Origin of the sequence: Oceanobacillus saliphilus (genome assembly GCF_023522835.1) — a bacterium.
Classification (GTDB): Bacteria; Bacillota; Bacilli; order Bacillales; family Amphibacillaceae; genus Oceanobacillus; species Oceanobacillus saliphilus.
The window spans coordinates 28443-39879 of sequence record NZ_JALCZU010000004.1 but is presented as its reverse complement, the minus strand read 5'-3'; the positions used below and the strand labels follow the sequence as shown (position 1 = coordinate 39879).

Sequence of the window (11437 nt, the reverse complement as noted above, 5' to 3'; positions counted from 1 at the left end):
AAAACTGGCAGTGTACCTCTCGTTGATCAACGTATTGCTTTATAAAATGCACGATTCGATTTTCTGATTTCTAACCAATTGCTACATAGCAATTGGTTATTTGTGACATTCTAATACATAGATACATCTCATTGCTTAAGTCGCGTAGGAAGGTGATACTGTGGAGTTGGTCAAGGAGCTTTTGATTTTATTATTGAGAATTATCACGATACTGCCATTGATTCTGATGGTAACTTTGTTTATGGGGAGGCGTTCCATAGGAGAACTCCCGGTTTTTGACTTTCTTATTTTGATTTCGCTTGCTGCAGTTGTCGGGGCTGATATTGCTGATCCGGATATCGGACATATCCATACAGCGGTTGCAATTATCTTAATAGGAATTGTACAAAAACTTGTATCGAGATGGAAGATAAGAAATAGAAAAATAGGTAAGCTTATAACATTTGAGCCTACTGTAGTCATCACTGATGGTAAGTTTATCATCGAAAACATGAAAAAAATACAATATTCAATCGATAATGTGCTGATGATGCTTCGGGAAAAAGATATTTTTGATATAAGTATCGTAAAAATGGCAATCATAGAGGCAAATGGTAATTTATCCGTATTAAAAAAGCCCAGCAAAGCATCTATTGCGATGGAAGATTTAAATATTTATAACAAACAACCGGACATCGCCTATCCAGTTATTATGGAAGGAGAACTATATACAGATGTATTGAAGGATTTAGGTTTGGATGAAATATGGGTAAGACAGGAATTAAAAGGTATGAATATAACAGACATTGATACGGTTTTCTTTGCATCTGTTGACTATGAGAATAACTTACATGTTTCACTAAAAAAAGAAATCGTAAAAAAACCCCCACGCTTGTCTCATTAAAATTATATTCTGATTCTAAATACCAGTTCCTAAAACGAGGTGATTTGCGTGCCGATGCTTCAATTGGAAGGAGGTAGTATTTACTACTCTGTCAAAGGCAGTGGGGTCCCGATTATATTTATTCATCCCCCTGTACTAACTTCTGCCAATTTCCAATACCAAATCGAGGAATTATCCAAACAGTTTACAGTTATTACATTTGATATTAGAGGCCATGGCAATAGTTCTTTTTCAAGTGAACACATCACTTACCCATTAATCGTGCAGGATATAGTAAAAATACTCGACAACCTCGATATTGATAAAACATTTTTATGTGGTTATTCAACAGGAGGATCAATCGTTTTAGAATTTATGCAGACATTTGCAGATCGGTCATTGGGTGGCATTGTCATCGGTGGTATGTCTGAAACCCGTCATCTTTTCTTGAAATGTCTCATTCATTTAGGGATATTTTTCACCAGGAAAGATGCGGTCACTTTTCTTGCATATGTTGCGGCAATAAGTAATGCGGATACAAAAAAACTGTTTAAAAAAATGGTGAGAGAATCCAGAAAAGGTAATTCCAAAAATATTGGGCAGTATTATCGGTACATTCTTCAGTATAATTCCACAGCTCAGTTGAAAAGTATTGACTTACCAGTATTGCTCGTATACGGAGTGAACGATAAACCCTTTCACTACTATGCGAACTTGCTGCAAAAGAAACTACCGCTTCAGGAGTTGGTATTCATTGATAATGTCATGCACCAAGTACCTACCAAGGCTTCGGACGAATTAAATAGTTTGTTAAAAGACTTTATTCGCAGGTAGGAAACGAACATGTTAAATTACAATGCTAAAATTATGCATTCAATCCTGCTTAAAATGCGTTTTATCATAAAAAAGTATAAATGAACCAACCAGCAAAATTGTAAGTGGGATAAAAGTGAGTTTTCTTGAAAGACTATTTAATGGAGGTGTTTTTGTTGGCTAAGAAAAATGATAATTGGAGCAAACAGCGAGTAAATTCCAGCATAAATCCACAGGGTTTGTCCAAGGATATAGCAAACCAGGAGCCAAAGTCCCAGCTTGAACAACGTGCAAAAAAGAAAAACACAAAGATATAAGAGGTGATTACCATCGATAACACATTGGAATACTTACGTGAATCATTGTCGAATTACATGGAGAATGATATGTGTCAGCAACTAGTAAGTAAATTGGAAGCAAACCATTATACAAGTGAAAAAAAGTTCATCGATGATTTGGATGGTAATGAAATGGATTACCTTGATATGGTACTGGAAAACGAACTGGACTATGCCAAGAATGTTCAAAACGACATTAGGGTCCAAGAACTAAACGAGGTGTTCGAACAGCTCTTTTGATTAATATAGTAAAAATTTACCATTGAACTTTTGCTCTAAAAAGGTTACTATATATTTACAAGCTACAATGTTCGTATTCAAATAAGTTTTAACCTCTAATGAATGGATAGGGAGTTTTACATCGAAATTGGAATGTCGTGCCGCCGGATGATGTGGAAGACAGGAAGGTTTCTGCGAACACCCACTTTGCGAAGTGGTGGTTTAAAACTTACTATTACAAATACGGCAATTGTGGCCTGTATACATAGCTTATTGGAGACCAGTTCCCTGATTGGGAGGCTGGTCTTTTTAATTTTTCAGGAAAAATTGGGAAAGATGATGGACCATTGCCCGGGAACACCACTCAATAACCAGAGAACCCCACACCAAGCGACTTCCCCCATCTCCTAGGTTATACGTGCTGACCGCTTCATATATAAGCAAATCTTTACAAAACAGATTTGGTATTGCTATTATACTTATCATGCTTTTGAAGCTATGATGATACGTGAGGAGGGATTTTATGGATTTTCATTATGAAAAGATTGATCACATACAATTGGCAGCTCCGGTTGGGAGTGAAGCAAAGTCACGAGAATTTTATCATGGATTGCTTGGATTGGAGGAAGTGGAGAAGCCAGCCATCTTACAGAAGAATGGTGGAGTATGGTTTAAAGCGGGTGATGTGGATATTCATATTGGAATTGAGGAACCTTTCACACCAGCGAAAAAAGCGCATCCAGCTATCCGAGTGAGAAATATTAAAAAAATGGTGGAATATTTAGCTAGCAGGAAAGTGGATTATGAAATGGATGATAAATTACCAGGGGCAAGTCGATTCTACGTGTGGGACCCATTCGGAAATCGTATCGAATTTTTGGAATGGAATACATAAAGATTAGCGATTACCAAAGTACCCACTACCTATGATAGGTGGGTACTGCTTGCATGTCCTCACTACTTGGAAAATCAGTTAAGCATTTTATTAATTAGCCCAGAACACGCGTGACTGTAGTCATTGGAGATTCAAACCTTGGGTATCAATCAGAATAGGTGACTTTATTCCATTTTTCATGCCATTTTTTATCCTGGATTCTTTTTAAATAATTTTCCATTAGTTTGTTCGAGCTTTTAAATAATGGTGTTGGCCGTACAACCAAATCTAAAACATCCTGCACGCCATGTGGGGCTGTTAAGCAAAGTTCTCCTGTCTCATCCAATTTAACACCTAATGCTGTTGCTGTTTCAGGGAATTTAGCGATTGCATCTATTGTGCTGATGTATGGGTCAACGTTATTTCTTAGATGCATTCGAGCCTCGTTTTTAACAGACCATGGAACGTTAGGCAATAATTCAATAAGTATATTTTCCAGACGTTTTTCTGCGGATTCATCTGTATTTCTCTTGTCAAAGTAGACAACATCAATATCTGCCATTTCGGTTCGCTTGTCGCCTCCGTGCAATTCATCCCAGATTTTTGAACGAACAAATCCAGCGCAAATCCACCAATCAGGCAATTCTAATGTGCGTGCTGTTTTTAGGATTTCCATCATCCAAGCATCATTTTTGATTTGTTGAATTATGTCTTCTTCATTTTCCAGTTTCAAAAGTTTCACCTCGCTACTTGTATTATAGTAGCTAATCAAAATCTAGGACAGCTTGTATTCTATTGTTAATTTGAATTATCTATAGACATTTCATGTTCACTTCCATATAATTCAATATATTACGTAACTATAAGGAGAAAATTATTGGGGAAAAATGAAATCGAGGACTATAAAAAAATAAATAAGACTCCTATTGTTGCAGTACTCATAACGGGAGCTTTTATGGCAATTTTAAATCAAACATTGCTCGCAACGGCAATCCCGCATATCATGCGCGATTTGAATCTTACAGAGAATACGGCTCAATGGCTGACAACAATTTTTATGCTGGTGAATGGAATAATGATACCAATCACAGCGTTTCTAATAGATACATTCACGACAAGGCGTTTGTTTCTGACGGCTATGGGTGCATTTACGTTTGGGACATTAATTTGTGCGGTCTCTCCGAATTTTGCTGTGCTAATGACCGGGCGCATTGTTCAAGCTGCTGGTGCTGGTGTGATGATGCCACTAATGATGACAATTCTCCTGTTAATATTCCCGATTGAAAGACGGGGCACTGCCATGGGGATGGTCGGGTTGGTCATTGGTTTTGCTCCGGCACTTGGTCCGGTAATATCTGGATGGCTCGTTGAACAATATCACTGGCGATCCTTGTTTATTCTAGTATTACCACTGGCAGCAATCAACATGTTAATTGCCTATTTTGTCATGAAAAATATAACGGAACGGACCTTTCCGAAAGTGGATTTTCTATCTATCTTTCTCTCGACACTTGGTTTCGGCGGTTTGTTGTATGGATTCAGCAGCGCGGGAAATTACGGATGGACAGATATAATTGTTATTAGTTTTATACTGATTGGTGCGATTTCGCTTACGTTATTCATTCTGCGTCAGTTCAAACTGAAACAACCTATACTGGAATTTCGGATTTTTAAAAATAAAGTGTACACGATGACGACTGTAATCGGTATGATAGCGTTTATTGGATTAATTGCTGCAGAGACTATATTGCCAATCTATATGCAAAATATGGCTGGTTTCACTGCTTTGGAATCCGGTATGATGATTTTGCCGGGAGCATTGGTGATGGGATTTATGTCGCCGGTAAATGGCCGGATATTTGATCGCTTTGGAGCAAGATATCTTCTTATTATTGGTTTGACCCTGCTAACAGTAACATCTTTTCTGTACACAAACTTGAGTGCACATACATCACTGGCGTATCTTACTATTGTTTTTACGATTCGAATGTTTGGGATATCGATGATTATGATGCCTGCAACAACGCAAGGGTTAAATCAGCTTCCGAGACGGTTGCTGGCACATGGGTCTGCCATGACAAATACGATGCGACAAGTAGCTGCTTCCATTGGAACAGCCGTATTAGTAACGGTTATGACTACAACAGCGTTAAACACTGGAGCGAATGCACAGCCTGAAGAAATTATTCATGGTGTTAATATGGCATTCTACGTTGCAACTGTCCTTTCATTAATTGGACTGATATTGTCGTTTATGATCAAAGGTGGTACCCCTGCGGAAGAAAGAGCCCGCATGAAAGCTGAAGGAAATGAATAGAAAAAGTGATGGCTGCTCTTAAAGAGTGCCATCATTTTTTTTTGCAACTTTTTGGTAGATTTCTATTTTCTTTCGATTTCCTAATGAAGAGACAACACTATGCAATATCATTCCGAGAAGGACAAGTCCCATTCCGATGAAAGAAACGTTACTTGGTAAAGGTGCACTCAATAGCAATATCTCACCAATTAAAGCAAAGACAACTCCCCCAGATTGGGTGGCTTCGACCCCGGCTAATTTCTGATTGTCATGTTGAACCATTTCGGTAGCATAGAAAAATAATGCCGTTGCAATAATTCCGGATGAAACAGCAACGATAAACGTCTGAACAACCTGACTTCCAGTAGGCAAACCATGTGCAGCAGCTCCATATATGGAAAGCATGATCCAAAATGGCATCGAAGCAAGGGTCATACCGAGAATGCGTTGGAAAGTATTCAGCTCTCCATTTGCCACTAGCATCATTTTGCGATTGCCGAGCGGGTATGCAAATGCGGAAATGATGATAGGGACGACACATAGAATGACAGAAATAAGCGGAACAGATGAGGCGTGTTCAACCTGCATAATGAACACGCCCAAAAGAATAATGAGCGATATGAAAATACTCTGGATTGGAATACGCTGTTTCGTTTTTCGATTCAGAAAAGGTACAAGTAGTGAACCTGCGATAATCGTAAGCTGAAAGGTTGCTGCCACAAGCCAGCCAGGTCCATAGATTGTTGCGAATGTCAGGGGGGCATAGAATAGGCCAAATCCAACTGTACTCCATACCAGCCATGGCATCGGTCTTTTTTTCATATGTATGATGACCGGTTTAATGTTGCGTTTATAACCGACAATGAGAAACAGAATTGGCAGCATAAACATATATCTCAGCGAGGCACTCCATACCCAGCTTCCGCCTTCCAGTTCCATCGACCGATTCAATACAAACGTTACAGAGAAAAATAATGCCCCGAAAATACCGATACAGATAGCTTTCAAAAGATCACCTCAATTGTGGGAAATAAACATAAGATTATCATAACAGATTTTACTATGGAATATTTTAATTATCAAAAAATTAAAAATGTCATCTCTTTCTTCATATAAATAGATTGTTTGAATAACTTGAGAGGAGGAGAGAGAATGCAAGTTAAATATAGAAGGATTTCGGGAGTTATCATAGACAACTTCTGTTTCGGATATATGGTGATGACCAGTTTGGAAAAAAGATTACTACTTATTCACTATAGGAGGGCAATGTTTTCTATGGGGATTTCTTATTATTTAAGCAGGATGATTTGTTTCTTTGCCGAATTAAATAAAGAGAAGGTTATAAGTGAAACTTTGGCATTCGCCCAAAAGGCTTTGCGTATGCCAAAGTTTGCTAAGGGGAGATTAGAATGGAAACTTTACCAAATTGGTTTTGGATTGCTTATTATATTTTTATTTTCCTGACATTGATCAGTGGAATTATTTATTGGGTTCGGCAACTATATAGCGCATTAGCCGCCATTACAATCATTTTATCACTGCTTATTCCACTTGTTGGATTCATTTACTTTATCGGGAGACCTGAGGGGCTGAATGAGTATGAATACGTTATGTCACAGTTCCAAAACCGAGATCTATGGTCTTTATTTATCATTCTTACACACTTTTATTTTATTGTTTGGTGGTTTTTGTTCCTCGATGTCTGGTACTGGCTTAAAAAAATTCCGCCCTATTATGAAGTGCTTATCGAAAAAATAAAAAGCTGGAAGAGGAAAGAAAAAATGTAGCGAGTTGAATAGATAGGATGTGCTGATGTGGTCATGCGATAGGAATTTTGTCCCGTGATTTAGTGTTGTGTATAACTTATGTATTCAAACCAATCAAATTATTTACTGGTGGAGAGAAGTGTGGCTACCCACTAACGAAACAGGAGATGACGTATGAAGATAAACATATCACAATTACATCCGGAGAAGCTTTCTGATATGCAAATAACAGCGTTGCTTTTTAATAATTTGGAAGATGATCATAAAAAAGGAGATTGTATTTTTGTTCCCGGAAGCAGTAAGGCAGTGATCTATCGTTTACCGAAAGCAGTTGAACTATATAAGGCAGGAAGGGCAAAGAAAATCTTGTTTTCCGGTGGAGTGATTTGGGAAGGCACAGACTTGCCGGAAGCAACATTACTTCGAGATAAAGCGATTGAATTAGGAGTACCTGCTGAAGATATTTTAGTGGAAGATGTATCATTACATACGAAAGAAAATGTCCTGGCTTCCTTGCTCGTGCTTGACCGGGCATTGGGATTACATCATATCCAGCGGCTGATTGTAGTCACAACTAATATTCATATGCGCAGAATGCATTTATGCTTGAAAACATTTATGCCTTCCTGGATAGCCTATTCTTTATGTGTGGTGAATGATACAACAACAAAACAGGACAACTGGTTTAACCATGCCTATGGAAGGAAAAGAGTAAAAATGGAAACCGAAAAGCTTATTAATTATGTGAAGCTAGGATATATCATGGACGAGGAAGTTGAACTATCTGAATAATTCATTCGGCAGTTTAACAATAAATTTTTATCGGAATGGAAGAAGTATTGGATAACGAAACGAGCGCAGCATTTCTAAAAGAGGCATATTCGATGGGCATTCCCATTGCTTCTATGTGTGCATCTGCTACACTGTTAGGGGAAGCAGGGATTCTTCAGGGGCACAAATTTACTTGTCTTCCCCATACATATGAACACAATAAAGATAAATTCATTGGTGCTGTGTATACAGGAGAAAAAGTTGAAACAGGGAATAACATAATTACTGCAAAAGGATCGGCATTTCCTGAATTCACCATAGCTGTTGGGGATCTTTTAGGTATGTGGCGTAATGAGCAGCAAGCAGAAAAGGCGCTGCAGTTTTGCAAAGGAAATGGATGATGGATAATAATTGGGAGTGACATCATATGAAAACGGAAAAACAGAAAATGATTGATGGTGAATTGTATAATCCCGCAGACGCAGAATTAGTAGCGGGACGACTGCATGCCAGAAAAATGACGAGGTTATATAATCAAACGACAGAGGAAGAAGATGAATTACGTACGAAAATGCTTAAAGAGCTGTTTGGCTCAACAGGAGAGACTCTCTATATAGAACCGAATTTTCGTTGTGATTATGGTTACAACATCCATGTAGGGGAAAATTTTTACGCTAATTTTGATTGTACTATTTTGGATGTATGTGAAGTGAGAATCGGAGATAACTGTTTTATGGCTCCAAGTGTTCACCTGTACACTGCAACCCACCCATTGAATCCCAATGAGAGAAAAGCTGGAATCGAATATGGGAAGCCAATCACAATCGGGGACAACGTTTGGCTTGGTGGGGGATCAATTGTTAACCCAGGTGTAACGATCGGTAATAATGTTGTTATAGCCTCCGGAGCAGTCGTTACAAAGGAAGTTCCCGACAATGTAGTTGTAGGTGGCAATCCGGCCAGAGTAATTAAAGAATTGGAAATATAAGTCGTTATTCAAGTTTCGAACCAATAAAATAGTTCAATCGTTTCGCTGGGTTATACTTGGTAAGATATAAATATCCGCCTTACTAACTTGAAAAAGTAAGGCTGGGTTTCGTATTTTTTGCTTAATATGCTTAGTAGTTATTGTGAACTCCAACTAACTGCTATCTATGTAGCTGGTAATGGAAACAAGTTACTTCGGCAACCGCAGCCCGTATACACTTCGCTTTCCGCTGGCGGCTGGTGAGCCCCTTCATGCTACGCATTTCAGTGTCTCACCGATGCCTTTCCTCCCGCTGGAGTCTCCGTGTATACGGGCTGCTGATATGGGAGTTCTTTCAAAAAAGAAATCCTAACAAGAGCTATTGAAGCTTTTGGATTAAATTTGATTGCATTCAGCATTTTTATAACAAGCTAAAGAGATTCGTAATCATTAATATCACTAGTCCTTGTTCACCTGCAATATTATTTATGAGCAATCCTCTAACTAGCTCTGGGAAATACACGGAGACTTCTGCGGGAGCAGAGGCATCGGTGAGACAGCGCAGCGCTTTAGCGCAAGTTGGCTCACCAGCCGCCCGCGAACCGTAAGTGTATTTCCCAGAGCGACGGCCTGAGAAACTATTTTCCATTATCAGGTGTTTTAGGTTTAACATAAAAAGAAGTTACGTCGCATTTTATATCAACTCCGATGAAGTCTAACAGTTAATAGAGTTTTAAACAGTTATCTCCAACCCACCTCATGCTACTAAAGTTTATTTTTCATCTTATTTAACTATGTGAAAAGTGAGTAGGTATAAGTAGTAGGTAATCCTAATCCTGTGTGGAATGAAACGAAACATAGAATTGAACAACATCTGTGCTAAAACTTCAACCGTACACTTGATGTTCCGGATGGAGATAGAATATCATAGTAAGGGAAGCTCCCTGACGATGATATTTTTTTTAGTTTATCATTATTATCGTACACATCATGAAATTGGAGTGACTTGTGATGGTTGAAAAACTTAATTCATTCCCGCCAGTTTTGCCGAGAGAACCGAAAGTGCTTATTCTCGGATCGATGCCTGGTGGGATGTCATTGGCAAAAGATGAATACTACGGGAATCCGCGAAACCACTTTTGGCCGATAATGTTTCACTTATTTAATGTACAGCCATTAGAGGATTACGAGAATAAAATCAAGTTTATTAAAAGCCATGGAATAGCACTGTGGGATTCCATTGGTTCCTGTTATCGTGAAGGAAGTCTTGATGCTAGTATTAGGGAAGAGGAGCCAAATGACATCATGGGGCTACTTCAAGATTATCCATCGATACAATTAATTGCATGTAACGGAACAAAGTCATATCAAACTTTCACAAAAAACTTCCCCAAAGAAAACCTTAGAGCGGTTGAAGTGGTGAAGATGCCATCAACTAGCCCAATTCCAGGGCGCTATACAAAGACATTCGAAGGTAAAGTGGAGGAATGGAGCAAAATTCTGGATTATTTATAGATGTAATGGTGATGTGGTGGTGTGAACTTTGTATTTCAGCAAGCAAGGAAAGTATAAACTTTCTCACTTGCTAAAAATACGTTCTTATCGTTTTGTAGTGAAATATTTATTAAATAACAGCTTGGAGGATTACTTATATGAATAATAACCTTGTGATTCAAACAGACTTTGGTAAAAGTGATGGTGCGGTAAATGCTATGTACGGTGTAGCAGTTTCCGTTGATCCATCCATTCGGATCTATGATTTGACCCATGACATACCGCCGTACAATGTGTGGGATGCATCCTACAGACTTTTTCAGTCTATTAGCTATTGGCCAGAGGGGACTGTGTTTATCTCCGTTGTAGACCCTGGTGTGGGAACAAAGCGATTGAGTGTCGTAGCCAAGACAAAGGAAGGGCACTATATTGTGACACCGAATAACGGCACACTGACACATATCCATCACAGCATTGGCATTAAGGAAGTACGGGTTATTGACGAAAAAATTAATCGACTGCCAAGATCCGGTGAATCGTATACATTTCATGGCAGGGATGTTTATGCTTTTACAGGAGCAAGGTTGGCATCTGGCGTCATTTCTTTTGAAGAAGTTGGACCTGAAGTAGATACTGCTAAAATTATTGCGTTACCATTGACGAAAGCGGAAACGAACGAAGGAAGAATTACAGGAAATATTGATATTTTGGATGTTCGTTTCGGAAATCTTTGGACAAACATAGACAGGGAGCTTTTTCACGAAGCGGATTTTAACTATGGCGATGTACTGGAAGTTTCGATTGAGAACAATACACAAAAGAAATATAAAAATAGCATTGTGTTTGGAAGATCTTTCGCCGATACGAGACTTGGCGAACCATTACTCTTTGTGAATTCACTCGACAAATTAGGAGTGGCCATCAACCAGGGATCTTTTGCTAAAGCATATCAGATTGAAACAGGCTCAGATTGGAAAATCACCATTCAGAAAGTAATCAAATAGGATTGAATTTTTGATGCTTTTTCCCTTCTTAAC

Annotated in this window: 15 protein-coding genes and 1 other RNA gene; 14 read left to right on the top strand and 2 right to left on the bottom strand. The window is 38.6% G+C overall.

Annotation, left to right across the window (positions count from 1 at the left end):
• Positions 1-160: 160 nt before the first annotated feature.
• The 6 genes from MN204_RS08240 (at position 161) to MN204_RS08215 (ending at position 3127) form a co-directional block, all read left to right on the top strand.
• Positions 161-883, top strand: coding sequence for a DUF421 domain-containing protein (locus MN204_RS08240; RefSeq protein ID WP_249870610.1), 723 nt, complete (start codon positions 161-163; stop codon positions 881-883).
• A gap of 48 nt (positions 884-931) precedes the next feature.
• On the top strand, positions 932-1696 hold the full coding sequence (locus MN204_RS08235; RefSeq protein ID WP_249870609.1) for an alpha/beta fold hydrolase: 765 nt from the start codon (positions 932-934) through the stop codon (positions 1694-1696).
• A gap of 155 nt (positions 1697-1851) precedes the next feature.
• Positions 1852-1992, top strand: a complete 141-nt coding sequence (sspL, locus tag MN204_RS08230) for a small, acid-soluble spore protein L (RefSeq protein WP_249870608.1) — start codon at positions 1852-1854, stop codon at positions 1990-1992.
• Positions 1993-1995: 3 nt separating this feature from the next.
• Positions 1996-2253 carry a sporulation protein gene (locus tag MN204_RS08225; protein ID WP_438804696.1) on the top strand — a complete coding sequence of 86 codons (258 nt, stop codon included), beginning with the start codon at positions 1996-1998 and terminating at the stop codon, positions 2251-2253.
• Between the two features lie 56 nt (positions 2254-2309).
• A non-coding RNA gene (gene ssrS / locus MN204_RS08220) (6S RNA) lies at positions 2310-2495 on the top strand.
• Positions 2496-2755: 260 nt separating this feature from the next.
• Entirely contained in the window at positions 2756-3127 is a 372-nt protein-coding gene (locus MN204_RS08215; RefSeq protein ID WP_249870607.1) for a VOC family protein, read from the top strand.
• A gap of 145 nt (positions 3128-3272) precedes the next feature.
• Here the strand turns inward: MN204_RS08215 and MN204_RS08210 are convergent, their stop codons facing one another.
• Complete coding sequence (locus MN204_RS08210) at positions 3273-3839, bottom strand: nucleotidyltransferase family protein (protein WP_249870606.1); 567 nt, start codon at positions 3837-3839, stop codon at positions 3273-3275.
• Positions 3840-3983: 144 nt separating this feature from the next.
• On the opposite strand from MN204_RS08210, the gene MN204_RS08205 reads away from it, so the two are divergent.
• Positions 3984-5423 carry a DHA2 family efflux MFS transporter permease subunit gene (locus MN204_RS08205; RefSeq protein WP_306798632.1) on the top strand — a complete coding sequence of 480 codons (1440 nt, stop codon included), beginning with the start codon at positions 3984-3986 and terminating at the stop codon, positions 5421-5423.
• Between the two features lie 18 nt (positions 5424-5441).
• Here MN204_RS08205 and MN204_RS08200 read toward each other — a convergent pair whose 3' ends face one another.
• Positions 5442-6410: a DMT family transporter gene (locus MN204_RS08200; RefSeq protein ID WP_249870605.1), complete on the bottom strand. Its 969-nt coding sequence runs from the start codon at positions 6408-6410 to the stop codon at positions 5442-5444.
• A 144-nt stretch (positions 6411-6554) separates the two neighbouring features.
• Here MN204_RS08200 and MN204_RS08195 point away from each other — a divergent pair, with 144 nt between their 5' ends.
• The 7 genes from MN204_RS08195 to MN204_RS08165 all read left to right on the top strand — a co-directional run bounded on the left by MN204_RS08195 (position 6555) and on the right by MN204_RS08165 (position 11404).
• Positions 6555-6866, top strand: a complete 312-nt coding sequence (locus MN204_RS08195; protein ID WP_249870604.1) for a hypothetical protein — start codon at positions 6555-6557, stop codon at positions 6864-6866.
• On the top strand, positions 6812-7189 hold the full coding sequence (locus MN204_RS08190; RefSeq protein ID WP_249870603.1) for a hypothetical protein: 378 nt from the start codon (positions 6812-6814) through the stop codon (positions 7187-7189). Before MN204_RS08195 ends, MN204_RS08190 begins: the two co-directional genes overlap by 55 nt.
• A gap of 153 nt (positions 7190-7342) precedes the next feature.
• Positions 7343-7960 (top strand): YdcF family protein, encoded by a 618-nt coding sequence (locus MN204_RS08185; RefSeq protein ID WP_306798631.1) that lies wholly within the window; start codon positions 7343-7345, stop codon positions 7958-7960.
• Positions 7961-8007: 47 nt separating this feature from the next.
• Entirely contained in the window at positions 8008-8340 is a 333-nt protein-coding gene (locus tag MN204_RS08180; protein WP_249870602.1) for a DJ-1/PfpI family protein, read from the top strand.
• Between the two features lie 26 nt (positions 8341-8366).
• On the top strand, positions 8367-8927 hold the full coding sequence (locus tag MN204_RS08175; protein ID WP_249870601.1) for a sugar O-acetyltransferase: 561 nt from the start codon (positions 8367-8369) through the stop codon (positions 8925-8927).
• A 990-nt stretch (positions 8928-9917) separates the two neighbouring features.
• Positions 9918-10421: a DNA-deoxyinosine glycosylase gene (locus MN204_RS08170; protein WP_249870600.1), complete on the top strand. Its 504-nt coding sequence runs from the start codon at positions 9918-9920 to the stop codon at positions 10419-10421.
• A gap of 137 nt (positions 10422-10558) precedes the next feature.
• Positions 10559-11404 (top strand): SAM hydrolase/SAM-dependent halogenase family protein, encoded by an 846-nt coding sequence (locus MN204_RS08165; protein ID WP_249870599.1) that lies wholly within the window; start codon positions 10559-10561, stop codon positions 11402-11404.
• Positions 11405-11437: the final 33 nt, after the last annotated feature.

Excerpts from the sequence above, each read along its gene's own strand:
- MN204_RS08215 (WP_249870607.1), top strand. The coding sequence starts at position 2,756 with ATGGATTTTCATTATGAAAAGATTGATCACATACAATTGGCAGCTCCG.
- MN204_RS08195 (WP_249870604.1), top strand. The coding sequence starts at position 6,555 with ATGCAAGTTAAATATAGAAGGATTTCGGGAGTTATCATAGACAACTTC.
- MN204_RS08190 (WP_249870603.1), top strand. The coding sequence starts at position 6,812 with ATGGAAACTTTACCAAATTGGTTTTGGATTGCTTATTATATTTTTATT.
- MN204_RS08185 (WP_306798631.1), top strand. The coding sequence starts at position 7,343 with ATGAAGATAAACATATCACAATTACATCCGGAGAAGCTTTCTGATATG.
- MN204_RS08175 (WP_249870601.1), top strand. The coding sequence starts at position 8,367 with ATGAAAACGGAAAAACAGAAAATGATTGATGGTGAATTGTATAATCCC.
- MN204_RS08170 (WP_249870600.1), top strand. The coding sequence starts at position 9,918 with ATGGTTGAAAAACTTAATTCATTCCCGCCAGTTTTGCCGAGAGAACCG.
- MN204_RS08165 (WP_249870599.1), top strand. The coding sequence starts at position 10,559 with ATGAATAATAACCTTGTGATTCAAACAGACTTTGGTAAAAGTGATGGT.